The following is a 24,371-nucleotide window of genomic DNA, read 5'->3' on the forward strand; positions in this document are numbered from 1 at the left end:
GCCCGGGTGGCGTAACTCGACCGAAACATTTCGCGGGTTAGCGTCGGCGGCATGACACCGCCAGCCGACCGCACCGGCGCCGGGCCCGGCCGGCCGCCCGGTGCGCGGCGCGCCGACCAGGCCCGGCGGGTCGCCGACGTGCTGCGCCAGCACGCCCTGTCCGGCGGGTACCGGGACGGCCGGCTGCCGGACGAGGCGACGCTGATACGCGACTTCGGCGCCTCCCGCAACGCGGTGCGGGCGGCGCTCGCGCTGCTGGCCGCGGAGGGCCTGGTCGAGCGCCGCCGCGGCGTCGGTACGGTCGTGGTCGGCCGGCGGCATTCGCATCCGCTGGACCGCCTCACCGGGCTGGCCGAGACGCTCGGGGACGCCGGCGAGGTGCGCAACGAGGTCCGGGTCGCCGAGGTGATCGCCGCACCGGCCGCGATCGCCGCCCGGCTCGGTGACCCCGTGCTGCACCTGGAGCGGCTCCGGCACCTCGCCGGCCGCCCGCTGTCGCTGGACTCCAGCTACCTCGCCGCCGACGTGGGCCGGCAGCTGCTCGCCCGCGATCTCGCCGGCCGGGACGTGTTCGGGCTGATCGAGGAGATCACCGGGCAGCCGCTCGGCGCCGCCGAGGTGACGGTCGCCCCGGCGGTCGCGGACGCCGACACCGCCGCGCTGCTCGCGGTACCGGCGGGCGCGCCGCTGTTCGCGATCGAACGGTTCAGCCGGCTCGCCGACGGCCGCCCGGTCGACCTGGAGTACCTGCGGGTCCGCGGCGACCGGACGACCCTGTCGGCCACCCTGCACCGATGACCCGCGGTGGCGGCGGCGCGCTGACGGCGGCGATGGGGCTGTGCGTGTCGCTGGTGGTCGGCATGGTCTCGGCGCTGAACCTGGGCATCCCGCTGCTGTCGGCGAGCGCGCTGCACCCGTCGGCCGGGTCGGTCGTGTGGGTGGTCGACGGGTACGTGGCGGTGTTCGCCTGCCTGCTGGTCCCGGCCGGCGCGCTGGCCGATCGGCTGGGCCGCAAGGGCACCCTGCTCGCCGGGCTGAGCGTGTTCGGCCTGGGCAGCGCGCTGTGCGCGCTCGCGCCGGCCACCGGCGTGCTGATCGGCGGCCGGATGCTGTCCGGGGTCGGTGCCGCCGCGGTACTGCCGAGCACGCTGGCCCTGCTGCTGAGCGGCGGTTCGGAACCGGCTGACCCGCCCGGCGCCGCCGGGCGCCGCCGCGGCCGGCGGATCGCCGCCTGGTCGTCGATGACCGGCCTCGCCGCGGTGCTCGGCAACGTCGGCGGTGGCGCGGCCCTGCAGACCGGGTCCTGGCGGGTGCCGTTCGCCGCCGCGGTGCCGCTGACCGCCGTCGCGGTGGCGGCCACCGCGCTGGCCGCCCCGCGGGTACCGCGGCATCCCGGCCGGCTCGACCCGGCCGGCGCCGCGCTGCTCACGGCCGGCGTGCTGGCGTTGCTGTTCGCGGTGATCGCCGCGCCGCGGTACGGCTGGCTCGGCGCCCCGGTCGTGGTCGCCGGGACGCTGTCGGTACTGCTGCTCGCCGGTTGGGTGGTGCACGGTTGCCGGGCCCGCACGCCGCTGCTGGACCCGCGCATCCTGGCGGCACCGGCGGTTCGCGCCGGTGCGCTCGGGATGGCACTGACGTTCGCCGGCATGTTCGCGGTGATGTACCTCAACGGCCAGTTCCTGCAGTACGTCCGGGGCTTCTCGGTGCTCGGCTCCGGGCTCCGGCTGCTGCCGATGGCGGCGGCGCTCTACCTCGCGCCGCGCGGCGGGGCCGCGGTCGCCCGCCGGTACGGCCGGCGTGCCGGCGCCGGTGCCGGCCTGCTGGTGCTCGCCGCGGGGCTCGCGGTCGTCGGCACCCTCGACGCGCACACCGGCTACCCCGGCTACGTGTCCGGAGTGGTCCTGGTCGCCGCCGGGTGCGGCCTGGCCGGGCCGGTGCTGTCCGAGGTGCTGGTGACCGCGCTGCCGGCGTCCGGCGCCGGTACCGGATCCGGGTTGCAGAGCCTGGCCCGGGAACTCGGCAGCGCGATCGGGGTGGCGGTCGCCGGCAGCCTGACCGCCGCCGGGTTCGACGCGCGGTTGCCCGCAGGGGTGGGCGATCCGGGCACGGTACCGGCCGCGCTGGCTGCCGGCGCCGACCGGGTGACGGTGCTCGACGCGTTCACCGGGTCGGCCGGGAATGCGCTGCGCGCCGTCGCCGTGGCCGTCGCGGTACTCGGACTGCTCGTGGTCCGGTGGCTGCCGGGCCGGCGGCCTGCCGGTCAGAATGCCCACACCGGTACCGGCGGTGGTGGGTAGTTGTGCCGTACGCCACCGGCGCCGGATCGCCGAAACTGGGCGACGACATCCCGGCAGCACAACCGGCGCGACGAGCGAGGGCAACGAGCCAGCCTCGGGTATCGCGCGGTGCCTCGTCGGGCTCCCGGCGAAGGAGGAAGGTCGATGAGCTCGGACGGCTTCACCATCAACCCGACCGCGGTGCGCACGCTCACCTCCGACGTGTCCGGCCTGACCGGCCGGATGGGCGAGGTGATCAGCGGCCTGGAGACCGCGGTGCTGGACGGCCTGTCGTTCGCCGAGCTGGGCAGCCCGGTCGCCGCCGCGAACGCCAGCCTGCAGAGCCAGCTGGTGTCGTCGCTGCGCAGCGCGATGCAGCTGTTCGAGAAGATCAACGGACACGTGCAGCAGGCCAGCGACGACTACGCCAGCACCGACACCGCAGTCGCCGACGGTTACGGCGGCCAGCAGAACGGCGGCGGTACGCAGACCGCGGGTGGCGCCACCGACCAGCTGGACCCGGCGGTGGTGCGCAGCATCATGGCATCCGAGGGGGCGTCCGGCGAGCAGGGCGGTGTCCGCGAGCTGTACGGGTTCCGGCAGAGCGAACACAACGGCTACGACCAGATCCTCGCCGCGCGCAACCGGTACGGGCAGGGCAGCCCGCAGGAGGTCGCGGTGGTCAGCGGGCTGCTGTCGGACCACGCCCGCGCCGCCGGCGCGCTGCACTTCTCCGACCCGGGCGTGCAGGCGGCGATCGTGTCCGGCGCGCACATGCGCGGCGAGGGCGGCGTGCAGGCCATCCTCAACTCGATGGCCGGCGATCCGATCCACCGCAGCGGCACCCTGTCGCAGCACACCATCCAGACCATCCAGCAGATGAGCCCGGAGCAGTTCCAGCAGTCGTACCACGATGCCCGGATCGACTACGACCGGGCGATCTACGGCAACACCACGACGCACCAGGGCGGGGTCACGGACAACTGGTGGCACCGGTACGGCCACGGTCTGACCGAGCGGTACGACCGGGAACAGCAGCAGTTCCTGAACATGTCGCACGGCACCGGTCAGTAGCCGGCGCCCCTCGAACCGAGGCGTTTCCCGCCTGCCCGCGCAGCGCGGGGGCGCCTCGCTCCACCCGGAGGCTCGGGCCGGGCCTCCGCAAGCCGGCGCCGGGGTGCGCCGCCGAGACCGCACCCCGGCGCCGTCCCTCGCCGCGCTGCGGCAGACCCCCGGTGGCCCGCCCACCGCGCCATCGGGCGGCGAACCGAATCCGCACAGTCAGTCGAGTGGGCGGTCGAGCCGTAACCGGAGCAGGTCGGCGAGCGGCAGGGTCTCGCCGTCCCGGGCGCCCTCACCCACGGTCAGCGGCGGCGGGGTGGGCGCCAACCGCGCCCCGCGCACCCGGGCGAGCGCCGAGTCCGGTACGGACAGGATGTAGAACTCGCCGTCGGTGCCCACCGCGATCGACCGGTCCGGCTTCAGGTACCAGCCACGCAGCCCGGTGCGGTAGCGGTGCCGCCCGCCGTAGCCCCGGGCGGTCAGCGGCACGGCGGCGATCCCGCGCGCCGTCACGTCCCGGACGAATCCGGCGACGAGCTCCCGCGCCTTCCGCTGCTGCGCCTCCCGCGCCTTGCGTTGCGCGTCCGCGTGCACCGCCGCCGCGTGCGCACTCGCCCGCCGCCGCGCCTGCTGCTCGTCGCCCGTCACGACCCCTCCGGCTGGGTGACGCTGCGCTGTCCGGGGTTGAGGACCGAGCCGACCCGGTCCACCAGGCGGGTCATCTCGTAGCCGATCCGGCCGACGTCGCAGTCCGGGGGAGCGAGGACGGCGAGGCAGGCGCCGTCGCCGATGCTCATCAGGAACAGCAGGCCGACGGACATCTCGACGACGGTCTGTACCACCCGGCCGCCGCCGAGCAGTTGGGCGCCGCCGGCGGCGAGCGAGGTGGTCCCGGCGGCGATGGCGGCGAGCTGTTCGCGGGCGTCGGCGGCCAGCCGGCCGGAGGAGGCGAGCAGCAGCCCGTCGGCGGACACCGCGATGGCGTGGGCGGCGCCGACGTCGCGTGCGAACTGCGCGAGCAGCCAGCCCATGGTGCCGTCCGGTGGCGCCGTCATCGTCCCAGTCTCGCCCATCCGGGGTAGCGATGGCGGTCCAGATCAGGCTGCAATTCGGCGCCGATTCGGGGTGAACTTCTGCGCTGCAAATTGCAGGCAAGATACCTGGTTAATCCACCGAAGAAGAAAGGTTGATGATCTTCACGTTCGCCTGAACATCTCCTACACTTTGTCCCGGTAGCCATCGAACCACCCGTTGGGCGGTTGAGCATGTCCCTGCTGGTTCCCGACGAGAGTTCCGAGAGCGGGCCGACACCCGAGGCGTCGGCCCGGTTGTTCGACGCCCTGGTGGAGTCGTCCCCACACCCGATCGCGGTCTACGCGCTGGACACCGGTGTGATCGACTACGCCAACCTCGGCATGGTCGGGCTGACCGGTCTGTCTCGGGCCAGCCTGGTCGGGGCCCGGCTGCGCGACCTGCTCACCGAGCTCCAGCCGAGCACCGGCTACTCCGACGGGCGGCTCAACGGGCAGTACGGCCTCGCCCTGCCGACCGGCCGGACCCGCATCATCGAGGCCCGCACCGAGCTGATCGCCGCGCCCGGCGGCAGCTGCGGCCACCTGATCGCCTGGGACGTCACCGAGCAGGCCGGCGTGCAGCGCAAGCTCGCCTACCAGGCGACCCACGACACGCTGACCGGGCTGTACAACGAGGCGCACGCGGTGGCATACCTGTCCAGCGCGTTGCGGCACCTGCGTGCCGACCACGACCACAGCGTCGCGGTGATCTACCTCGACCTGAACGGCTTCAAGCGGATCAACGACTCGTACGGGCACCAGGTCGGGGACGAGATCCTCGCCGCCGCGGCCCGCCGGCTCGCGTCGGTGACCCGCGCCGGTGATCTCGCCGCCCGGCTGCACGGGGACGAGTTCCTGGTGGTCTGCAAGGTGAACAACACCATCCATGCCGCGCACATCGTGGACCGGATCCGCGCGGTGCTGCGCGAGCCGTACCCGGTGGCCGGTGGCGCGCTGCACGCGCCGGCGAGCATCGGCGTCGCGGTGGCGGTCGACCCGGCGGTGCGCGCCGACGCGCTGGTGCGCTGCGCCGACCAGCGGATGTACAGCGACAAGCGGCTGGTCCGGATCGCCTGACGGCTCCGTTGTGCGGACCGTGAACGCGACCTTCCGTTCGGTGCATCGTTGGTCTCGGAAGTGCGGGCGGGTGCGCATCGCGCCGGATCATGAGGCAGGATGTCTCTACGTTCGCCATAGTCCTGGCATTGTGCGAAGTGTCGGGCATCGGGGGGGATGAGGTCCGGCTGCCGGCCTCGCGGCGAGCACCGGTCCGCAACGACGTGGATGGTGAGCCGTGCACACGATGGCCGTGCACTTGACGATCGGCTGGCCGCTGTTGGCCGCCGCCGCCGGGCTGGCGGTGATCGTCATCCTGGCCGTACTGCTTCTGTCGGCGCTCCGGCGTGCCCGGCGAGGTGTCGCCGGCACGACCTCGCCCGGCCCGTCCGGGCCGCCGGACCGGGCCGACTCGCGGTCGCCGGCCACGGCCGACCGGCCCAGCCTGCAGCAGGCGACCGGCGCGGTGCCGCCGGCGGGCGCCGAGCCGGCGCCGGCCGCGCACCCGGCACCGGCCGGCGCGCGGGCGGCCGGCAGCCCGGCGGCGGCCGGGGACGAGCCGGTACCCGCTGCCGAGCGGCGCTGGTCCGAGATCGACATGCGCGAGCTGGCCGCCGCGTCCCGGCAGCTGGCCCGGCCGGTACTGCGGGGCGTGGTGACCGGTGCCGCCGGGGAACCGCTCGCCGACGCGGTACTGACCGTCATCAACGTGCGCGGCGGGCAGGCGGGCAACGTCCGTACCGGTGCCGACGGCGGCTACCAGCTGACCATGCCGGCCGAGGGCGGGTACGTGGTGATCGCGCGCGGCGTCAACCACGAGCCGCACGCCGCCACCGTCGAGGTGCACGGCGTGCTGACCACCTGCGACATCCGGCTGGCCAGCTCGGCCGGACTCAGCGGCAGCGTCGCCGACGCGGACGGCAGCCCGGTGCCGGGCGCGACCGTGATCCTGACCAACACCGCCGGCGCGGTGGTGGCGGCGCTGCGCAGCAACGCGCACGGCGGCTACGCCGCCACCGACCTGACACCCGGGCTGTACACGGTGACCGCGACGGCCCCGGCGCGGGAACCGGTGGCGTTGCTGGTCGACGTGCCGCCGACCGGGGTGGCCCGGCAGGACGTCACGTTCGCGCCGCGCACCCTGACGCTGGCCGGAACGACCCGGCACGCCGACGGCCGACCGCTCGCGGACATCCGGGTGTCGGTTCTGGACAGCGCCGGTGCCGAGGTGGCGACCACCTTCTCCGACGCGTCCGGCCGGTACCGCTTCACCGGGCTGCGGCCGGGCCACTACACCGTCGCCGCATCCGGCTATCCGCTGGTCAGCACCCCGCTGGACGCCGTCGACCGGGTCGAGGACCACGAGATCAGACTGGGGTACGCCGGGACACCGGCGACCACCGACACCGTCGACGAGGAGTACGCGCGATGACCGGCCAGGCCCTGACGGTACGGATCGAGTCCGGTGACGGCTGGCCGGTGGCCGGCGCGATCTTCACGCTCACCGACCTGTCCGGGCAGCAGGCCGGCATCGCGGTCGCCGACGAGGACGGTGCCGCGCTGCTCGACTCGCCGCCGCCCGGCCCGTACACCGCGATCTTCACCGCGGCCGGATTCAGCCCGTCGGCGACCGCGGTGGTGGTACCGGACGGGCGGCCGGCCGAGCTGGGTGTCGTGCGGCTGGACCGGATCGCCACCGAGACCACGCTGCCCGAGCCGGGCATCTGGACCATCGACCCGGCGCACACCACGGTCGGCGTCACCGTGCAGCATGCCGGTATCTCGTCGGTGCGCGGCCGGTTCACCGAGTTCGGCGGCTCGATCATGGTCGGCTCGCCGGCCGAGTCGTCCACGGTCACCGCGACCATCCAGGCCGAGTCGGTCGACACCGCGAACAAGATGCGCGACGACCACCTGCGCTCGCCGGACTTCCTGAACGTCGCCGAGCATCCGACCATCACCTACCGCGGGGTCGGGATGGCGCCGGCCGGGCCGGACCGGTGGACCGTGCGGGGCGAGCTGACCCTGTGCGGCCAGACCCGTCCGATCCCGCTGGACCTGCGGTACCTGGGGGTGGACACGGACCCGTTCGGCGTGGTCCGCGCCGGCTTCAGCGCCACCGCGCAGCTGCGCCGGCAGGACTTCCGGATCCGGTTCGCCCAGACGCTCGCCACCGGCATCGCGATGGTCGGCAGTACCGTGCGGGTCACCCTCGACGTGGAAGCCGTCCAGGGCGACACCCTGCCGTACTGAGCGCCGCGGACGTCACGGACCGGTCCGGGAACTGCTCGGCGGCTCCCCGGTGAGCTGCCGGTACTGCCGGGCGAAGTACGCCGGGTCGGAGTAGCCGAGGGCGTGCGCGATGCGGGCGGCCGACATCGTGGTCCGGGTCAGCAGCTCGTGCGCCCGGTCGATCCGGGCCCGGATCAGGTACCGGGCCGGCGACAGCCCGGTGCGGGCGGTGAACCGGCGGGTGAACTGGGCCCGGGACAGCCGGGTACGGGCCGCGAGTTCCGGCACCGTCCAGCGCCGGCCGGGATCCTGCCGCAGGTCGCGGGCGATCTCGTCGAGGGTGGCGTCGACCGGATCGGGTGCCGGCCGGCCGGCATCCGTCCACAGCAGGCACAGCAGCTGTTCCAGGCAGAGCAGGACGCTGCGGGCGGCGTACCGGCCGGGCTGCCGGTGCGCCGCCTCGGCCCGGCCGGCCAGTGCGACCAGCAGGCCGCGGTCGTGGGTCACGGATCCGTTGTGCGGCGGGACGATCCGCGCCGGGGCCAACCGCCGGCCGGCCGCGTCGTACGCGTCGAAGTGGATGCCGAACACCAGCAGCCGGCGGCGCGGATCGTGCCGGGCCCGCGGCGCGTCACCGGGCGCGAACACCGCACAGCTGCCGGCCGTCAGCGCGCCGGTGCGGCCGTGCAGCCGCAGCGTGCCGACGCCGTCCAGCACGCACCACAGCAGGTACTCCGGCAGCGGCCGGGCGTCCCACGCCCAGTCGGCCTCGCAGCGCCAGTACGTCGGCGGAGAGACGGCGCGCAGCACCGGCGGCGGCCAGTCGAGCAGCGCCGAGTCCTGCCGCCCCTCGTCGTCGGTGTGCGTCAAAAGTGCAACTCCTCGCGTTGATCGTCCATGGCACCTGTCCGGTTCCAGCCGTGATCCTAGGCAGGACCGACGACCGCGGGGAGGCTGCGATGAGCGAATCCTTCAGCAAGGACGGATACCTGGTGGCGCGCGGGCTGTTCTCCGCGGACGAGGCGGCACGGCTGCGCGAGCACGTGATGTCCGTACGGCACCGGCACCGCGACCGGCACGACCTGGTCGGCGTGGACGCCGGTGCCCGGGACCCGCTCCGGCGGTACCCGCGGATGGCGCAGCTGCACCGGTGGGACGACACCACCCTGCGCTGGCTGCTCGACCGGCGGCTGCGCGACGCCCTGGTCGCGCTGCTCGGCGCCGAACCGTACGCGGTGCAGACGATGGTCTACTTCAAGCCCGCCGGTTCCCGCGGCCAGGCGCTGCACCAGGACAACTTCTACCTGCGCGCCGAGCCCGGTACCTGCATGGCCGCCTGGATGGCGCTGGATGTCACCGACGAGGCCAACGGCTGCATGGTGGTGGTGCCGGGCAGCCACCGGTGGCCGTTGCTGTGCACCGAAAGGGCCGACACCAGTCGCAGCTTCACCGACGTGACGGTACCGCTGGCCGGACAGCGGCCGGTGCCGGTGCCGATGCGACCGGGCGACGTGCTGTTCTTCAACGGCTCGCTGGTGCACGGCAGCTTCCCGAACACCAGCCCGGACCGGTTCCGCCGCGCCCTGATCGGCCACTACATCTCCGGCGAGGCGGAACGGGTGGCCCGGTACTACCATCCGGCGCTGCGGATGGACGGCACCGCGCTGGAGTTGGCGGTCGCCGAGGGCGGCGGCCCGTGTGGCGAGTGGACCACCGGCGCCGACGACGCCCCCGAGATCGCGATGACCGGCACCGAGTCGGTCGCCCGCAAGCACGAGTGACGGCGGCACGGGACGCGGCGCCGGCCAACCGGTGCGTGCGGTCAGGGGCCGACGAACAGGGCGGCGGCGCGCCAGTCGTGGCCGTCCAGCAGCGGGCCGGAGACCTGCACCCCGGCCGGCGCCGGCACGCCACCGACGATCGGGTACCGGGTCAGCGTCCCGGTGGCGTCCACCGTGTACCACTCCGAACCGGCCGTGAACATGCCGCGCACCCCGGCGAACGTGCCGGTCAGCTGGTGCCGGTCGGCGCCGACGGTGCCGCTGTCCGGCGCGAACCACCGCCAGTACAGCGCGGTCGAGCCGGCCATCGTGTAGAACAGCCGGCCGGCGCGGTAGGTGATCGAGGTGACCGCGCCGAGCTCGGTGAAGAACGAGGACGGCGACCCGCGGTAGGTCTGGCCGCTGCCGGTGGACACGCTGTCCCAGTACGGATCGTGGTAGGGGTCCAGCGCCTGCGGGCTGCCCGGCGTGCCGCCGGTGAAGGCACGGCGGGCCAGCGTGCCGTCGTCGGCCAGCGTGTACAGGTAGCCGCCGACGACGAACCCGCCGCGCAGGTGCTGCCAGCCGCCGCCGGTGGCCGTCGTGCTCGTCGCGCCGACCCCGGTGTCGCCGTCGTAGCCGCGCGCCGCCAGCGTGTCCGCCCCGCCGACGCCGGCCAGGTACACGGTGCCGGGCAGGGTCGGTACGGCGGTGCCGACCGGGTCGGTGCCGCCCCGCATCGGCAGGCAACCGATGCGCTTCCGGCGGTACTGGAAGTTGCCGAGGTAGTCGGTGTCGTAACCGAGCCACAGGCAGTCGGCGGTGACGGTCATCGCGGAGATGCCGAAACCGCGCGGGTTGCGCCCGGGGTTCCAGGCGTACGGCAGGCCGCTGACCGGATCGAGTGCCGCGATGCTGGCCCGGCCGACCGCACCGGCGCCGGCCGAGTCGTGCCCGGGGGTGTTGTTCAGCCACCGGAAGTGGCCACCGACGTACACCGCGGTGCCGGTCACCGTCGTCGACAGGAACGTGTCGCCGCCGGAGTGGTCGACCCAGGTCGGCGCCACGTCCGCGCCGACCGCGTCGGTCTCCCACCGGCTCGCCGAGTCGCACAGCGCGGTACCACCGGGTCCGCCGGTGCCGACGACCACGAAGTACGAGCCGTCCGGCGCCATCGCCACATCCCGGACCCAGGAGTCGAACGCGCTGGAGTTGCAGGTCGCGCCGAACGCGCTCGTCGCGAACGTCGGGTCGACGCTCGCCGAGCCGGCGCCGAGTGTTATCCGGACGATCTGGTCGTGCGCAACGCCGTCCGCGGTGCGGAAGTTGCCGATCACGATCATCGTGCCGCCGTCCGGGGTGATCGCCCACGCCTTCGTACCGACCGCGCCGGTGCCGAAGTTGTGGTGCCCCGCCAACTGCACGCTCAGGTAGTCGTCCAGCGCGCCGGTGCCGGCGTCCAGGCTGGCCAGGCCGGACCGGGCCAGCCCGCCGACGGTGTGGAACGTGCCGCCGAGCAGCAGCCGGCCGCCCTGCACCGACAGCTCGGTGACGATCCCGTTGAGGTACGGCGGATCGAACGACCGGACCAGCGAACCGTCGGCGAGATCGAGCAGCGCGACGCCCTTCTGCGACACCCCGTCCACGGTGCGGAACTGGCCACCCACGTACACGGTGCCGGGCGGGCCCGGCGCGATCGCGTCCACCTCGCCGGACAGCGCCGGCCGGAACGTGGTGGACACCGCGCCGGTCGCCGCGTCGAAGGCGAACAGGTACGGCCGGGACAGCTCGGTGTCGCTGCCGGCGTCGGCGACCTGCGTGAACGTACCGCCGGCCAGTACGGTGTCGCCGATCCGCGCGATGGCCTGCACCGCGCCGTCCGCGACGTTCGGGGTACCGGCACGCGGCCAGTCCCGGACCAGCCCGGGCGTGCCGGCCTGGGCCCGCGCCGGCGGCGCGGCCAGCGCGGTGCTCAGGGTGGCGAGGACGGTGACGAGGGTGGCGGCGAGGGCCAGGACGGCACGGCGAGATCGACTGACGAACACGGCGACTCCGGTGAGGGGCGGCGTTGCTGAGGTGTATCACTCTGCGTGCGGTGCAAGCGACGTGCTGTCGTGTACAACGCCCGATGTCCAGATCGGTCGCGCCGGTATCGTCCAGGGATCTGCCGCGACAGCGGTGGCGGCGAGCGTCGTCGACCTCGCGTGTCGTAGGCCAACGCGCTTGTCTCGGCGATTCCTGATGAGAGAGGCGGTGCGCCGGTGCGGATCGTCGGCAGACGTTCGAACCTCACGGGGGAAGATGTCCGGGCGCGAAGCCCGCTGGCCAACAGCAGGCCCGGCGCCGGGGCCCATCGGTAGAACCTCGACGGCGCTGGTCCACGAGACGGCGCGCGCGTCAGTGCGGAGAGCGTGGCTTCGCCGAGCAGCGCAGCGTGTCCCCCGCGCATCGGCCAGCCCCGGACACCGCCGGGACCCATCGCCGGGAACGTGCCGGCTGTGCGCTGGCGGCAACGGTCACGGGTGGGTCAGCAGGGCCACCGGGTAGGTGTCGAGGAGTTCGGCGAGTTTCGCCGGGCCGGCGAACGTGCGGCCGGTCAGCAGGTCGGTGTGCTCGGCCGCCGGCAGGTCGAGGACGGTGTCGCCCCAGCCGCCGCGGTCCGCGAGCCCGACCGGCAGCCGGGCGCCGACCGCGGCGACGCCACCCCGGTCGTACGCCACCGCGTGCTCGGCCGCCGACCCGCGCACCGGGAGCGGCTGGTACCCGGTAAACGCGTCCGGACGGTCCCGGCGCAGCCGCAGCGCGCGCGAGGTCACCAGGAGCTTGGCGGCGCCACTGGCGTCGACCGGCGGGCGCCAGCCGGCGTCGAGCCGGGCCAGCAGCGCACGCCGTACCGCGAAGTCGACGGGGCGGCGGTTGTCCGGGTCGACCAGCGAGTTGTCCCACAGCTCGCAGCCCTGGTACACGTCCGGTACGCCGGGCATGGTCAGCTGCACCAGCTTCTGCCCGAGCGAGTTGCTCCAGCCGTACGGGGTGATCCGGTCGGCGAACCGGGCCAGCGTGTCGTGCAGCCAGCTGTCGTCGTAGATCCGGTCCACCACGGCGGCCAGCGCCGCCTCGAAGTCGGCGTCCGGGTCGCGCCAGCTGGTCGCGGTGTTGGCCTCGCGCGCCGACTTGAGCAGCACCGCCTGCAACCGGTCCCGCTCGATCGGCCAGGCTCCGACGGCGGTCTGCCACAGCAGCCGGGCGACCGCGTCGTCGGCCAGCGGTACCGCCTCCATCAGCCGGCGGGACAGCGCCAGCCACTCGTCCGGGATCTCGGCCAGCACCGCGAGCCGGGCCCGGACGTCCTCGCTGCGCTTGGTGTCGTGGGTGGACAGGGTGGTCATCGAGGCCGGCTGGTCGGCGTGCCGGGACCGGCAGCCGGTGTGGAACTGGGCGACGGTGCGGGCGACCGCGTCGGGTTCGCCGCCGACCTCGTCGCCGACCAGGAACCCGGTGTACCGGTAGTCGGCGGTGTCCTCGACACCCTTGGCGACGACCGCGCCGGTCAGCTGCTGGAACCGGGCGGCGAGCTCGTCGGTCGGGTCGGACAGCCGGGGCAGCAGCGTGGCCAGGGCGGCGGACAGCTCCGGCCGGCGCAGCCCGGCGGCGGTGGCCGCGGCGGTCAGCTGCTCCACCCCGTCCGGCAGGTACGAGCGGTAGACGCCGAAGTTCGCGGCGATCTCGGCGAGCGTGTCGCGGGCGGTCGGGCCGTCCAGCTCCGGCACCAGCCGGACCAGCCGGGCCAGCTCGGCGCGCAGCAGTTCGGTGACCGCCTGCCGCCGCCCGGCGTACGCCAGATCGTCGAACGGCTCGTCCGCCGCGGTCAGCGCGGTCGCGCCGCGCGGGTCGACGAACAGCCCGGTCACCTCGCCGAGCGCGTCGTACCCGGTGGTGCCGGCGACCGGCCAGTCCGGGCGTCGCTCGCCGGCGGTGAGGATCTTCTCCACGATCAGCCACGCGTCCGGTGCGGCGCGGGCGAGCCAGGCCAGGTAGCCGCCCGGGTCGCGCAGGCCGTCCGGGTGGTCGACCCGGATCCCGTCGAGGTCGCCCGCGCGGTACCAGCGGAGGATCTCGGCGTGGGTGGCGTCCCGGACCGCGGGGTCCTCGACCCGCAGCGCGGCGAGTTCGGTGACGGCGAAGAACCGCCGGTAGCTGAGCAGTTCGTCGCGTCGCCAGGACACCAGCCGGTAGTGCTGCCGGTCGTGCACGGTGGCCGGGTCGGCGTCCCCGGTGCCGGGGGCGATCGGGAAGCGGTGCTCGTGGTAGCGCAGCTCGCCGTCCACGACGGACAGTTCCGGGTCGGTCTCGTCGCCCAGGACCGGCAGTACGATCTTGCCGGCCGACCAGTCGATGTCGAACCAGGAGGCGTGCTCGGCGTCGCGGCCGAGCCGCAGCACGTCCCACCAGGCGGCGTTGACCTCCGGCCGGGCGACCCCCATGTGGTTCGGCACGATGTCGAGCACCAGGCCCAACCCGTTGCGCCGCAACGCGTCCAGCAGCCGCAGGCGGCCCTCCTCGCCGCCCAGCTCGGGGTTGGCCCGGGAGTGGTCCACCACGTCGTACCCGTGCGCCGAGCCGGGCGTGGCGGTCAGCAGCGGCGCCGAGTAGAGGTGGGTGACGCCGAGCGCGGCGAGGTAGTCGGCGATGTCTGCGGTGGCGTCGAAGTCGAAGTCCGGCCGGACCTGCACCCGGTAGGTGGCGCGCGGGGTCGCCATCACACGGCCCGGATCAGCACGATCAGCGAGCGGGCCTCGACGCGCACCTTGCCGCCGGATTCGGCCACCTGGTCCTCGTCCCAGCCGTCCCCGGTCGGTTCGGCGGTGTCCAGCAACACCCGCCACTTCTCGCCGTACTCGCCGGCCGGGGTGGTGAACGTGACCGGCTCCCAGTACGAGTTGAAGCACAGGATGAACGAGTCGTCGGTGATCTGCTCGCCCCGCGGGCCGCGCTCCCGGATGCCCTCGCCGTTGAGGAACAGCGCGACCGCCCGGCCCAGGCCGGTCTCCCAGTCGTCCTCGGTCATCTCCCGTGCCTCGGTGGTGAACCACTCGACGTCGGGTACCGGTGACTCGGCGGTCCGGCGCAGCGGCCGGCCGTCGAAGAACCGGCGGCGGCGGAAGATCGGGTGCTCGGCACGCAGCGCCGCGAGCCGGGAGGTGAACTCGATCAGTGGCCGGTCGGCGGACTCCCAGTCCATCCAGGACAGCGGCGAGTCCTGGCAGTACGCGTTGTTGTTGCCGCGCTGGGTGCGGCCCAGCTCGTCGCCGTGGCACAGCATCGGGGTGCCCTGCGACAGCATCAGGGTGGCGAGGAAGTTGCGTCGCTGCCGGGCCCGCAGCGCCAGCACCGTTTCGTCGTCGGTGTCGCCCTCCACGCCGCAGTTCCAGGACCGGTTGTGGCTCTCGCCGTCCCGGTTGTCCTCGCCGTTCGCCTCGTTGTGCTTGTTGTTGTACGACACCAGGTCGTGCAGGGTGAACCCGTCGTGGCAGGTGACGAAGTTGATCGAGGCGACCGGCCGGCGCCCGTCGTCCTGGTACAGGTCGGAGGAGCCGGAGATGCGGGAAGCGAACTCGCCGAGGGTGCCCGGCTCGCCGCGCCAGAAGTCGCGCAGCGTGTCCCGGTACCGCCCGTTCCATTCCGTCCACAGTGGAGGGAAGTTGCCCACCTGGTAGCCGCCGGGGCCGACGTCCCACGGCTCGGCGATCAGCTTGACCTGGCTGACCACCGGGTCCTGCTGCACCACCTCGAAGAACGTGGACAGCCGGTCCACGTCGTAGAACTCCCGGGCCAGCGTCGCGGCCAGGTCGAACCGGAACCCGTCCACGTGCATCTCGGTCACCCAGTACCGCAGCGAGTCCATGATCAGTTGCAGCGACTGCGGGCTGCGCACGTTGAGGCTGTTGCCGGTGCCGGTGTAGTCCATGTAGTACTCCGGCCGGTCGTCCAGCAGCCGGTAGTACGCCGGGTTGTCGATGCCACGGAAGCACAGCGTCGGACCGAGGTGGTTGCCCTCCGCGGTGTGGTTGTACACCACGTCGAGGATCACCTCGATGCCGGCGATGTGCAGCTCGCGCACCATCGCCTTGAACTCGCTGACCTGCTGGCCGCGCGAGCCGCGGGAGGCGTACCCGTTGTGCGGGGCGAGGAAGCTGATCGTGTTGTAGCCCCAGTAGTTGCGCAGCCCGCGGCGCACCAGCGCGTCGTCGTGCACGAACTGGTGCACCGGCATCAGCTCGATCGCGGTCACGCCCAGCTTGCTCAGGTGCGCCACCACCGCCGGGTGCCCCAACCCCGCGTACGTGCCGCGCAGCTCCTCCGGCACCTCGGGGTGGCGCATCGTCATGCCGCGCACGTGCGCCTCGTAGATGACCGTCTCGTGGTACGGCCGGCGCGGCGCCCGGTCGTCCGCCCAGTCGAAGTACGGGTTGACCACCACCGACTTGGGCATGTGCGCGGCGGAGTCGGCGTCGGAGCGCCTGCCGGGGTCGTCCAGCCGGTAGGCGAACAGCGACGCGTCCCAGTCGATCTCGCCCTCGACCGCCTTCGCGTACGGGTCGAGCAGCAGCTTGTTCGGGTTGCAGCGCAGCCCGCGGCGCGGCTCGTACGGCCCGTGCACCCGGAACCCGTACCGCTGGCCGGGGGAGATGCCGGGCAGGTAGCCGTGCCAGACGAACCCGTCGCTCTCCGGCAGCCGGACCCGCTGCTCGGTGCCGTCGGAGTCGAACAGGCACACCTCGACCGACTCGGCGACCTCGGAGAACAGCGCGAAGTTGGTGCCGACGCCGTCGTAGCTCGCGCCCAGCGGATAGGCGGTACCGGGCCAAACCTGCATCGCGTCCTCCGCAAGGCACTCGAGGTGTCCACAGCGTGTGATCGGCTACCGACCGAATGGTACTGGCGTGGCCGGGGTGCGCCGGCCGTCGGGGGATGTTCGTCCCGCCGTGCACGACGGCGCCCGGCGGGGAGTACCCGCCGGGCGCCGTGACGACCGGGTCAGCCGAGCAGCTGGTGCGCGAGCGGACCGATCGGGCAGAGCATGAACGGACGACCGCAGGAGCACTGGTCGGCGCCGATACCGGGCACCGTGACACGATGGTGCGCCTCGATCACCTGCAGGACGAAACGGCGCCACCGTCGCGGGTCGTCGACCACCGGCCACTGGCCCGCCCCGGTACCGGCGCCGTCGCGGGCGGCGCCGCCGGACGGTTGGGTACCGGCGCTGCCGGTGGACCCGCCGGTGGGCATGGTCTGGCGTGGCGCGGTCACCGGTGTACCCGGACGGGCGGTTGTCGCCGCCGCCGGGGCGGTTGCACCATGCGTGCTCATCCTCCGACCCCCTGTTCGATAGCGCCGACACGAGCGTGGGCGCGTCGGGTGGTCCGTGTCGCCGCCCGCTTTTCCGGGCGCCCCCCGACAACGGAGCAATTCCGAAGGGTATCTGTACAGCTACATGGTGTTATTTACGACCCGCCAGTACCACCGGTATCCCGGGAAATCACCCCTTCTCCGCGGTCAGGTCCAGCGGGCGAGTCCCGCGGCGAGCGGTTCGTACCCGTCGTCGACCCAGCCCACCCGGCCGTCCGGCCGCACCAGTACCGCATCGGCGTCCCAGCCGGCGCCCGGTACGGCGATGCCGCCGTACCGGGGCGTTCGGCCGGTCTCCAGCACGACCGCCCGCCCGGCGTGCAGCAGCGCCGGATCGAGACCGGGCAGCGCCCGCCCCAGCAGCGGATGCCGGCCGGGCAGCTCGTAGCGCAGCTCCAGCCCGGAGACGAAACCGGCCAGCTGCCGGTTCGCCGCCGGCAGCGCGATCAACTCCGTCACCAGCTCGCGCAGCGCCACCACGTCCGGGTCCGGCACCAGCAGCACCCCCTGCGCCCGGGTACTGGCCAGCACCCGCGCGGCCACCGGATGCCGCTCCGCCTGGTACGTGTCGAGCACCGTCGCGTTCCCCCGCAGCGCCGCGGCGAGCTTCCAACCCAGGTTGAACGCATCCTGCAAGCCCAGGTTGAGGCCCTGGCCGCCGGTGGGGGAGTGGATGTGCGCCGCGTCGCCGGCGAACAGCACCCGGCCGTGCCGGTACCGCTCCAGCTGGCGGGAGGCGTCGGTGAACCGGGACGCCCACCGGATCGTCGCCACCGACGGCAGCGCGCGGCGCAACTCGTCGAGCGTCACCGGCGCCTCCCGAGGCAGGGCCTGCTGCTCCGGGCCGGCCACCACCGCCCGGTGCACGCCGTCCGGCAGCGGCAGCAGCTCGGCGACCGTGCCGTCCGGCCGGTCGAACCGGGGCAGCCGCCATGGGGATCCGGCCGCGTCCTGCGGCCCGTTCAGCGTCACGTCGGCCACCACCGCCGACACCCGCGCGTCGCGGCCGGGGAACGGCAGCCCGAGCAGCCCGCGCACGGTGCTGCGACCGCCGTCGCAGGCGACCAGGTACCGGCACCGGAACTGCTCGTCGTCGCCCGCAGAGGGCCGGCGAACGCCGCTCCCGGCCGGGCCGCCGCTCCCGGCCGGCCCGGCATCGGCACCGCCGCTGGTGGCGGCGCCCGTGCTGGGCCCGGCCGGTGCCCCGGTGCGGACCAGCACCCCGTCCGGGCCCGGCTCGACCGCGGTGACCGTGCGACCGCGGCGCACCGGCACGCCCCGCTCGGCGAGCCGGTCCTCCAGGTACTCCTCGACCCGGGCCTGCGGGATGCCCAGCTGGCACTCGCCCCACGGCGTGTAGTCCAGCTCGATGCCGGCGAAGTGGCCGGCCGGCAGCTCGTCGATCGCCCGCTTGCGGACCGGCTGCAGCATCCCGCGCAGGTCGAGGATCCGCGCCGAGCGCGGCTGCAGGTTCAGCGCCCTGGACTGGCCGGGGCGTTCGACCAGCTTCTCCAGCACCACGGCCGACACCCCGGCCAGGGCGAGCTCGTTCGCCAGCAGCAGTCCGGTCGGCCCGCCGCCCACCACGACCACCTCGTACCGCATCTCCGGCCCGCCCGCGCCGGCCCCGGTGGCGCCGGTCATGCGCGCAGATCCCGGCGCTTGGTGTACAGCACGTGGAAGACCATCAGCGGTGCGATGATCGCCGGCCAGATCAGCTGCAGGACCAGCGGCGCGATCGCCAGCGGCAGCACCATCGCGGCGGCCACGTGCAGCACCGCGTTGAGGATGGTGGCGAGGCCCCAGACCGCGGTCAGCACCCGCAGGCCGTGCCGGAAGCCCGGGTCGGTGTCCCACCGGCCCGCCCAGGCCCGCAGGCCGTCCGGCCCGACCTTGGTGAGCACGAACGAGCGGTACACCACCAGCAGCCCGGGCCGGCCGTAGCGCACCGAGGCGAGCAGCCACACGCCAGCAACGCCGACCAGCAGCCACAGCCAGGAGTCGCGGATCAGCAGCACCCGCGGATCACCGGTGAGTACCGAGATGCCCACCCCGGCCGCGATCAGTACCAGGACGAACAGGGACGGCAGGTCGACCACCCGGCGGCGGGCGAACCGCACCAGCAGCACCAGGACCGGTACCGCCGAGGAGACCACCAGCGCGGTCCACAGGTTCGCGCCGAGGGCGCGCAGCCCGTACAGCACCGCGAGCGGTGCCACGATGTCGAGCGCGATCGACCCGATCGGCGCCCAGCGGCCGGGCGTGTGGCGGGCCGGTGGCTGGTGCGCGGTCGCGGCCGGCGCCGCGGTTCGCGTTGTCGGTTGGCTCATCGGGTGCTCCTTCGCCGACCTCATCGGCCGGTCCGCTCGGTACCGCGGTCGGCTGCCGGCCGCGAGGCCCCGGTTTCGGGGTGGCCGGGCGCGCCGGCCGGGGGAGGTGTGCCGGCCGCCGTGGGCTCGGCGCGGGTGGCGCGGTCGAACAGGTCGAACAGTTCCCGGGCGTAGCGCACGTGGTCGACGTCCGGCAGCACCGCGACCGCGTCGATCGCCGCCCGCAGGGTCGTCGCCATCACCTCCGGGTCGAACCGGCGGAACACGCCCTCCTCCTGTCCGGCGCGGAAGAACTCGACCGCCACCGCCCGCGGGGTGTCCGATGTGGACAGCCGGTCGTCGTTGCGGGTGCCGGCGAAGATCTCGACCAGCGCCCGGATCCGGGCCGGATGGTCGCGCAGGAACTCCAGGTTCGCGGTGAGGTACGCGGCCAGCGCGGCGCGGCGGTCGGTGGTCGCGGCGATCCGGGGCTGCACGTACCGGGTCGCCTCGCCGAGCACGGTGTCGACGACCGCCTGGATCAGCTCGGTCTTGTCCTCGAAGTGGTACGAGATGAGCCGGGTGCTGCTCAGCCCGGCGCGCCGGGCGATCCGGCCGAACGAGCACTGCCCGTAGCCGGCGTCCGCGATGACCTCGATCGCCGCGTCGATGATCTGCGCTCGCCGGGCCCGTGCCGCGGGCGAGCGACGCTCTGTTACCTGCATGAGTAAGAAGTTACTCATGCAGGTAAATGCTGTCAAGCGCGCACCGGAAGAGCGCTGCGATCGGGGCAGATGATCTTGCCGAAGCGGATCGGTAGGGTGTCCGCCATGACGACGCCACCGCACCCGGCCCGGCCGGCCGCCACCCGGCCGGCCAGCCCGGCGGCACCGCCCGCACCGGCGTCCCCGGAGCCGGTGCCAGGGCCGGAGCCGGTGGCGGGGCCGAGGCCGGAGCCGGAGCCGGTGCCAGGGCCGGTGGCGGGGCTGGGGCCAGGGTCGGGGCCGGTGGCGGGGCCGGGGCCGGCGGCGTCCTCGCTGGCCGAGCGACTGGCCGCCGGAACCGGCGGGATCCTGCTGCTCGGACTCACCCCGCCGCGGCGCAGCGCCACCGCCGAGCAGGCGGCCGACATCGCGGACGTCACCCTGCGCCGGCTCGCCGGGCTCGACCTGGACGGCCTGATCCTGTACGACATCGACGACGAGAGCGACCGCAACCCGGAGCAACGCCCGTTCCCGTACCTGCCGACGATGGATCCGGCGGTCTTCCACGCCGAGCACCTCGGCGGCTGGCCACACCCGGTGATCATCTACCGGTGTGTCGGCAAGTACCGCGCGCCGGAGCTGACCGCCTGGCTGCGCTCGGTGGATCCGGCCCGGGTGCTCAGCGTGTTCGTCGGATCCTCGTCCACCGACAAGCCGGTACACACCGGGCTCGCCGAGGCGCACGCGCTGCACGACGAGGTGCGCCCGGAGCTGGAACTCGGCGGCGTCGCCATCACCGAGCGGTACGCCCAGCGCGGCGACGAGCACCTGCGGATGCTCACCAAGCAGTCCCGCGGCTGCCTGTTCTTCGTCTCCCAGGTCGTCTACGACGTCGACACGACCAAGAGCCTCGCCTCGGACTACTACTACGCCTGCGCCGAACGCGGCATCGCGCCGCGGCCGGTGATCTTCACCCTGTCGGTGTGCGGCTCGACGAAGACGCTGGCGTTCCTGCAGTGGCTCGGCGTCAACGTGCCCAAGTGGCTGGAGAACTCGCTGCGGCACTCCACCGACCCGCTCGCCGAGTCGTACCGGCGCTGCCTCGCCACCGCCGCCGACCTCGTCGAGTTCTGCACCGAGCTGGGCCTGCCGTTCGGTTTCAACGTGGAGAGCGTGTCGATCCGCAAGGCCGAGATCGACGCCTCCGTCGCCCTCGCCGCCGACATCCGCCGCCTGCTCACCGCGGCCGGCTGAGGCCGGCACCGACCGTCAGCGGACCGCCGCGTCCCGGCCCAGCACGATCGCGGTCAGGTTGGCCAGCGACTCGGTGCCCGGGGCGAAGTACTGGTCGTGCGCGTGCACCCCCGCGGTGCCGAAGACGTGCGCGCCGAAGCCCGGGTCGGTCGGCGCGGTGCCGTGGCCGACGCCGAGCAACTGCACGTCGGGTACGTCACGGATCCAGTCGTCGCCGGCGCAGCCTGCCCAGATCCGCGCCCGGGTGTGCAGGTCGGCAGCCCGGTCGACACCCATCCCGGGGCTGCCCACCACGGCGATGTCGCCGACCTGCCGGGGCAGCCGGTGCGCCGCGAGGCCGGCCACCACGCTGCCGTAGCTGTGCCCGATGACGGTGATGGCGGCGTGCGGTCGCACCGCGGCCAGCCCGGCGGCGAACCGGTCCAGCGCCGTCGCGCCGGCCCGGGCGAGTTCCTCCCTGGCCGCGCCGCGGCCGAGGTCGACCGGCGGCCGGTACCCCAGCCAGGCGACGACGGCGACCCGCGCACCCGGGGCGGTCGCGGTGGCCTGCCGGTACAGCTGGGCGGCCTGGGCGTGCGGCGACCGGTACGGGTGCTCGGCGGTGGCCCGGTCGAAGGTGGCCGGGCGGTTGCCGACCCCGGGTACCACCACCGCGATCCGGTCCGCGCGGGCGAGGTCGCCGAACACCTCGGCCACCCGGCCGCCGGACCGCCGGTCGAATTCGAGGATCTGCCTGCGCTGCTCCGCCCAGGCGCGGAACTCGCCGTGGCTGGTCGCCATCACCGCCCGGTTCGCCCGGTACCGCAGCCGCACGGGGCACCGTCCAGGTTGCCCACCACCGTCGGGTACCGGTCGGTCAGCGTCACCGCGTCGTGCCACCGCAGCTGGTGGAAGAACGCGGCCACCGCGGCCGGCGTCGCGGTCCGCGGGTCGGGCAGCGGGCGCCCGTCCGCCCGGTCGGCGAGCCAGGCCCGGTCCGCGGTGGTCACCGGCATCGACGCGGTCGCCGGCCCCGGGGTGAACAGCGCGGTCGTCGCCGGTATCGCCAGCGCCAGCCCGGTCGACGCGAGCAGCGCGACTCGTCGTACCCATCGCCGGACCGGTCCCTGCCGCTGCCGCACACACCCTCCACGCGTCCGATTCGTCGGTTCTCGGTCCGCCCATCGTGCCGTACCGGCGACGCCGGCGCCGAGCCACCCCTCGGCGGTTGTCGGGGACCTCATGCGTCGCCGGCGCGGACCGCATCCCCGGCGGCGCGGACCGCAAGCCCGTACCGCCGAGCTGGCGGAGCCCGCCGGGCCGGGACGCCGGTAGCGTGGTCCACCGTGCTCACCACGGTGTTCTTCGACCTGGACGCCACCCTGGTCGACTTCGGCCCGGCGGCCTGGCGCGCCACGGTACGGGCGGTGTGTCGGCGGCTCGCGGCGGGCACGCCCGGCCTGGATCCCGGGCGGCTCGCCGACCGGTACGTGGCGCGCTACGTCGCGCGGGCCCGCGCCGCCGGGCCGGGCGCGCAGCATCCGCCTGGGTCGATACCCGCGGCACGAACCGTCTGGCTCGGGCTGTGGCGGCAGGCACTGACCGAGTGCGGGCACCCCGGGTTGGCCGGGGCCGCGGTCGAGGCGTACATCGACCAGCGCCGGACCGACTACGCGCTGTACGACGACGTGCTCGACACGCTGGCCGCGCTTCGCGGCAACGGCCGCACGCTCGGCGTGATCACCAACGGCCCGGGCGACGCGCAGCGCGCCAAGATCGCCGCGACCGGGCTGACCCGGTACCTGGATCTGGTGGTGATCTCCGGGGAGGTCGAGACGGCGAAACCGGGCCGGGAGATCTTCGACCTCGCGCTGGCCCGGGCCGGTCGGTCGGCCGCCGACGCCTGCCACGTCGGCGACAGCCTGGCCACCGACGTCGCGGGGGGGGCCGGGCCGCCGACCTGGGCGCCGCGGTCTGGCTGAACCGTGCCGGGCTGGCCCCCGCATCCGGTACCGACACCGGGTCGCACCGCATCACCACCCTGCGCGCGCTGCCCGGCCTGCTCCACGGCCTCGACGACCGCTGACGAGCCGGGCGCGGAATCCCCGTTCCCCGGCGTCGCGGGTACCGGGAGGCGGTCGGTGCGGGAGGCGGAAACGTCGGTACCGGATGGCAGGGTGGCCGGTATGACCGAGCAGACCAGACACCTCGGCGTGTCGATCGACCGGCCCGCGCCCGACGTCTACGAGTGGGCCGCCGATCCGCGTCACCTGACCGAGTGGGCGCCCGGGTTGACCAGCCGCGTCGAGCAGTTGGACGGGCGCTGGTTCGTGTGGATGGGCGACGACCGGGTGGAGTTCGAGTTCGCGCCGCGCAACGAGTTCGGCGTGCTCGACCACCGGGTGACGACGCCGTCCGGGCAGGTCTTCGACAACCCGATGCGGGTGATCGCCGACGGCGCCGACCGGTGTGACGTGGTGTTCACGCTGCGCCGGTCGCCCGGGCTGACCGACGCGGAGTTCGACCGGGACGCCGGTCTCGTCTCGGCCGATCTCGCCCGCCTGAAACGGATCGTCGAGCAGCGCGACTGACCGGCCGGCAGGACGCGCGGCCGACCGGGCCGGCAGGACGTCGAAGGGCCCGACCGTGATCGGTCGGGCCCTTCGGATCGGAGCGGACGACGGGATTCGAACCCGCGACCCTCACCTTGGCAAGGTGATGCGCTACCAGCTGCGCTACGTCCGCGTGCTCGGCAATCGTAGCGCACCACCCCGCCAGCCCACACCACGGCCCGGTCGCGAACCGGTCCGAACCCGGCGGCCGGGGCTTACCCGGTGCGGGATGCTCAGTCTCCGAGCCGGCCGTCCGCGCGCAGCGCATCGAACACGTACTGTTCGGCCACCGTAACCCGTGCGTAGTCGCGGTAGCCGAACCAGCCCAGCTCGGCGATCTCCCCGAGCGGTCGCGGCTCGCCCGCGTACGAGGCGGTGAAGCACACCATCCGGAACAGCTCCGGACGGGCGTCGCCCATCGCTACCCAGGTACCGAAGTGCCGCATGGTCGTCGGGTCGATGCGCACCCCGAGCTCCTCGTGCGCCTCCCGAACCAGCGTCTCGGCCCGGCTCTCGCCCGCCTCCCGCCGCCCGCCCGGCAGGTAGAACAGCCGCCGGCCGGTGTTGCGGGCCACCAGGATCCGCCCGTCGACGGCCAGCACCCACGCGACCTTCTGCATCATCGGTGGGACGGTATCCGGTGG

At 74.0% G+C, this 24,371-nt stretch carries 23 protein-coding genes and 1 tRNA gene; 10 read left to right on the forward strand and 14 right to left on the reverse strand.

Annotation, left to right across the window (positions count from 1 at the left end; genetic code table 11):
* Positions 1–51: 51 nt before the first annotated feature.
* From Athai_RS05330 to Athai_RS05340, 3 genes are all read left to right on the forward strand, one after another.
* The gene (locus tag Athai_RS05330) at positions 52–798 is read left to right on the forward strand and encodes a GntR family transcriptional regulator (protein ID WP_203960437.1); all 747 of its coding nucleotides are present in this window, start codon (positions 52–54) and stop codon (positions 796–798) included.
* A complete protein-coding gene (locus tag Athai_RS05335; protein ID WP_203960438.1) occupies positions 795–2,297 on the forward strand; it encodes an MFS transporter in 1,503 nt (500 codons plus the stop codon). Before Athai_RS05330 ends, Athai_RS05335 begins: the two co-directional genes overlap by 4 nt.
* 144 nt (positions 2,298–2,441) lie before the next feature.
* Positions 2,442–3,350 carry a hypothetical protein gene (locus tag Athai_RS05340; RefSeq protein WP_203960439.1) on the forward strand — a complete coding sequence of 303 codons (909 nt, stop codon included), beginning with the start codon at positions 2,442–2,444 and terminating at the stop codon, positions 3,348–3,350.
* 207 nt (positions 3,351–3,557) lie between these two features.
* Here Athai_RS05340 and Athai_RS05345 read toward each other — a convergent pair whose 3' ends face one another.
* On the reverse strand, positions 3,558–3,986 hold the full coding sequence (locus Athai_RS05345) for a hypothetical protein (protein WP_203960440.1): 429 nt from the start codon (positions 3,984–3,986) through the stop codon (positions 3,558–3,560).
* Entirely contained in the window at positions 3,983–4,393 is a 411-nt protein-coding gene (locus Athai_RS05350) for a roadblock/LC7 domain-containing protein (protein ID WP_203960441.1), read from the reverse strand. The genes Athai_RS05345 and Athai_RS05350 overlap by 4 nt, the downstream gene beginning before the upstream one ends.
* A 210-nt stretch (positions 4,394–4,603) precedes the next feature.
* Here Athai_RS05350 and Athai_RS05355 point away from each other — a divergent pair, with 210 nt between their 5' ends.
* The 3 genes from Athai_RS05355 (at position 4,604) to Athai_RS05365 (ending at position 7,720) form a co-directional block, all read left to right on the forward strand.
* Complete coding sequence (locus Athai_RS05355) at positions 4,604–5,488, forward strand: GGDEF domain-containing protein (RefSeq protein ID WP_203960442.1); 885 nt, start codon at positions 4,604–4,606, stop codon at positions 5,486–5,488.
* Positions 5,489–5,714: 226 nt separating this feature from the next.
* Positions 5,715–6,899, forward strand: a complete 1,185-nt coding sequence (locus Athai_RS05360) for an MSCRAMM family protein (protein WP_203960443.1) — start codon at positions 5,715–5,717, stop codon at positions 6,897–6,899.
* A complete protein-coding gene (locus tag Athai_RS05365; protein WP_203960444.1) occupies positions 6,896–7,720 on the forward strand; it encodes a YceI family protein in 825 nt (274 codons plus the stop codon). Before Athai_RS05360 ends, Athai_RS05365 begins: the two co-directional genes overlap by 4 nt.
* Positions 7,721–7,732: 12 nt before the next feature.
* Here the strand turns inward: Athai_RS05365 and Athai_RS05370 are convergent, their stop codons facing one another.
* Positions 7,733–8,569: an AraC family transcriptional regulator gene (locus Athai_RS05370; RefSeq protein ID WP_203960445.1), complete on the reverse strand. Its 837-nt coding sequence runs from the start codon at positions 8,567–8,569 to the stop codon at positions 7,733–7,735.
* 89 nt (positions 8,570–8,658) lie between these two features.
* Between Athai_RS05370 and Athai_RS05375 the strand changes: the two genes are divergently transcribed.
* Positions 8,659–9,480 (forward strand): phytanoyl-CoA dioxygenase family protein, encoded by an 822-nt coding sequence (locus tag Athai_RS05375; protein WP_203960446.1) that lies wholly within the window; start codon positions 8,659–8,661, stop codon positions 9,478–9,480.
* Positions 9,481–9,521: 41 nt separating this feature from the next.
* Here Athai_RS05375 and Athai_RS05380 read toward each other — a convergent pair whose 3' ends face one another.
* The 7 genes from Athai_RS05380 to Athai_RS05410 all read right to left on the reverse strand — a co-directional run bounded on the left by Athai_RS05380 (position 9,522) and on the right by Athai_RS05410 (position 19,903).
* Positions 9,522–11,504 (reverse strand): hypothetical protein, encoded by a 1,983-nt coding sequence (locus Athai_RS05380; protein ID WP_203960447.1) that lies wholly within the window; start codon positions 11,502–11,504, stop codon positions 9,522–9,524.
* Positions 11,505–11,975: 471 nt separating this feature from the next.
* A complete protein-coding gene (gene treY / locus Athai_RS05385; protein WP_203960448.1) occupies positions 11,976–14,219 on the reverse strand; it encodes a malto-oligosyltrehalose synthase in 2,244 nt (747 codons plus the stop codon).
* Positions 14,219–16,336, reverse strand: a complete 2,118-nt coding sequence (gene glgX, locus Athai_RS05390) for a glycogen debranching protein GlgX (protein ID WP_203960449.1) — start codon at positions 16,334–16,336, stop codon at positions 14,219–14,221. The genes treY and glgX overlap by 1 nt, the downstream gene beginning before the upstream one ends.
* A 161-nt stretch (positions 16,337–16,497) precedes the next feature.
* Positions 16,498–16,770 carry a hypothetical protein gene (locus Athai_RS05395; RefSeq protein ID WP_203960450.1) on the reverse strand — a complete coding sequence of 91 codons (273 nt, stop codon included), beginning with the start codon at positions 16,768–16,770 and terminating at the stop codon, positions 16,498–16,500.
* Positions 16,771–17,016: 246 nt separating this feature from the next.
* Entirely contained in the window at positions 17,017–18,513 is a 1,497-nt protein-coding gene (locus Athai_RS05400; protein ID WP_203960451.1) for an FAD-dependent monooxygenase, read from the reverse strand.
* On the reverse strand, positions 18,510–19,199 hold the full coding sequence (locus Athai_RS05405) for a VC0807 family protein (RefSeq protein ID WP_203960452.1): 690 nt from the start codon (positions 19,197–19,199) through the stop codon (positions 18,510–18,512). Before Athai_RS05405 ends, Athai_RS05400 begins: the two co-directional genes overlap by 4 nt.
* A 20-nt stretch (positions 19,200–19,219) precedes the next feature.
* Entirely contained in the window at positions 19,220–19,903 is a 684-nt protein-coding gene (locus Athai_RS05410; RefSeq protein WP_203960453.1) for a TetR/AcrR family transcriptional regulator, read from the reverse strand.
* A gap of 282 nt (positions 19,904–20,185) precedes the next feature.
* On the opposite strand from Athai_RS05410, the gene Athai_RS05415 reads away from it, so the two are divergent.
* Positions 20,186–21,136: a 5,10-methylenetetrahydrofolate reductase gene (locus tag Athai_RS05415; protein ID WP_239156738.1), complete on the forward strand. Its 951-nt coding sequence runs from the start codon at positions 20,186–20,188 to the stop codon at positions 21,134–21,136.
* Positions 21,137–21,151: 15 nt separating this feature from the next.
* Here the strand turns inward: Athai_RS05415 and Athai_RS05420 are convergent, their stop codons facing one another.
* Both Athai_RS05420 and Athai_RS05425 read right to left on the reverse strand, forming a co-directional pair.
* Positions 21,152–21,949, reverse strand: coding sequence for an alpha/beta hydrolase (locus Athai_RS05420; protein ID WP_203960454.1), 798 nt, complete (start codon positions 21,947–21,949; stop codon positions 21,152–21,154).
* Complete coding sequence (locus tag Athai_RS05425) at positions 21,916–22,257, reverse strand: hypothetical protein (RefSeq protein ID WP_203960455.1); 342 nt, start codon at positions 22,255–22,257, stop codon at positions 21,916–21,918. Before Athai_RS05425 ends, Athai_RS05420 begins: the two co-directional genes overlap by 34 nt.
* A 204-nt stretch (positions 22,258–22,461) precedes the next feature.
* On the opposite strand from Athai_RS05425, the gene Athai_RS05430 reads away from it, so the two are divergent.
* On the forward strand, positions 22,462–23,097 hold the full coding sequence (locus Athai_RS05430) for an HAD family hydrolase (RefSeq protein ID WP_203960456.1): 636 nt from the start codon (positions 22,462–22,464) through the stop codon (positions 23,095–23,097).
* 204 nt (positions 23,098–23,301) lie between these two features.
* Positions 23,302–23,706 carry an SRPBCC family protein gene (locus Athai_RS05435; RefSeq protein WP_203960457.1) on the forward strand — a complete coding sequence of 135 codons (405 nt, stop codon included), beginning with the start codon at positions 23,302–23,304 and terminating at the stop codon, positions 23,704–23,706.
* Between the two features lie 81 nt (positions 23,707–23,787).
* On the opposite strand, the gene Athai_RS05440 is transcribed toward Athai_RS05435, so the two are convergent.
* Both Athai_RS05440 and Athai_RS05445 read right to left on the reverse strand, forming a co-directional pair.
* Positions 23,788–23,860 (reverse strand) — tRNA-Gly (locus Athai_RS05440).
* 100 nt (positions 23,861–23,960) lie between these two features.
* Positions 23,961–24,350: an NUDIX hydrolase gene (locus Athai_RS05445; protein ID WP_203960458.1), complete on the reverse strand. Its 390-nt coding sequence runs from the start codon at positions 24,348–24,350 to the stop codon at positions 23,961–23,963.
* Positions 24,351–24,371 lie beyond the last annotated feature (21 nt).

Origin of the sequence: Actinocatenispora thailandica, assembly GCF_016865425.1 — a bacterium.
GTDB lineage: Bacteria > Actinomycetota > Actinomycetes > Mycobacteriales > Micromonosporaceae > Actinocatenispora > Actinocatenispora thailandica.

Excerpts from the sequence above, each read along its gene's own strand:
- Athai_RS05330 (WP_203960437.1), top strand. The coding sequence starts at position 52 with ATGACACCGCCAGCCGACCGCACCGGCGCCGGGCCCGGCCGGCCGCCC.
- Athai_RS05335 (WP_203960438.1), top strand. The coding sequence starts at position 795 with ATGACCCGCGGTGGCGGCGGCGCGCTGACGGCGGCGATGGGGCTGTGC.
- Athai_RS05340 (WP_203960439.1), top strand. The coding sequence starts at position 2,442 with ATGAGCTCGGACGGCTTCACCATCAACCCGACCGCGGTGCGCACGCTC.
- Athai_RS05350 (WP_203960441.1), bottom strand. The coding sequence starts at position 4,393 with ATGACGGCGCCACCGGACGGCACCATGGGCTGGCTGCTCGCGCAGTTC.
- Athai_RS05355 (WP_203960442.1), top strand. The coding sequence starts at position 4,604 with ATGTCCCTGCTGGTTCCCGACGAGAGTTCCGAGAGCGGGCCGACACCC.
- Athai_RS05360 (WP_203960443.1), top strand. The coding sequence starts at position 5,715 with ATGGCCGTGCACTTGACGATCGGCTGGCCGCTGTTGGCCGCCGCCGCC.
- Athai_RS05365 (WP_203960444.1), top strand. The coding sequence starts at position 6,896 with ATGACCGGCCAGGCCCTGACGGTACGGATCGAGTCCGGTGACGGCTGG.
- Athai_RS05375 (WP_203960446.1), top strand. The coding sequence starts at position 8,659 with ATGAGCGAATCCTTCAGCAAGGACGGATACCTGGTGGCGCGCGGGCTG.
- treY (WP_203960448.1), bottom strand. The coding sequence starts at position 14,219 with ATGGCGACCCCGCGCGCCACCTACCGGGTGCAGGTCCGGCCGGACTTC.
- glgX (WP_203960449.1), bottom strand. The coding sequence starts at position 16,336 with ATGCAGGTTTGGCCCGGTACCGCCTATCCGCTGGGCGCGAGCTACGAC.
- Athai_RS05400 (WP_203960451.1), bottom strand. The coding sequence starts at position 18,513 with ATGACCGGCGCCACCGGGGCCGGCGCGGGCGGGCCGGAGATGCGGTAC.
- Athai_RS05405 (WP_203960452.1), bottom strand. The coding sequence starts at position 19,199 with ATGAGCCAACCGACAACGCGAACCGCGGCGCCGGCCGCGACCGCGCAC.
- Athai_RS05410 (WP_203960453.1), bottom strand. The coding sequence starts at position 19,903 with ATGCAGGTAACAGAGCGTCGCTCGCCCGCGGCACGGGCCCGGCGAGCG.
- Athai_RS05435 (WP_203960457.1), top strand. The coding sequence starts at position 23,302 with ATGACCGAGCAGACCAGACACCTCGGCGTGTCGATCGACCGGCCCGCG.
- Athai_RS05445 (WP_203960458.1), bottom strand. The coding sequence starts at position 24,350 with ATGATGCAGAAGGTCGCGTGGGTGCTGGCCGTCGACGGGCGGATCCTG.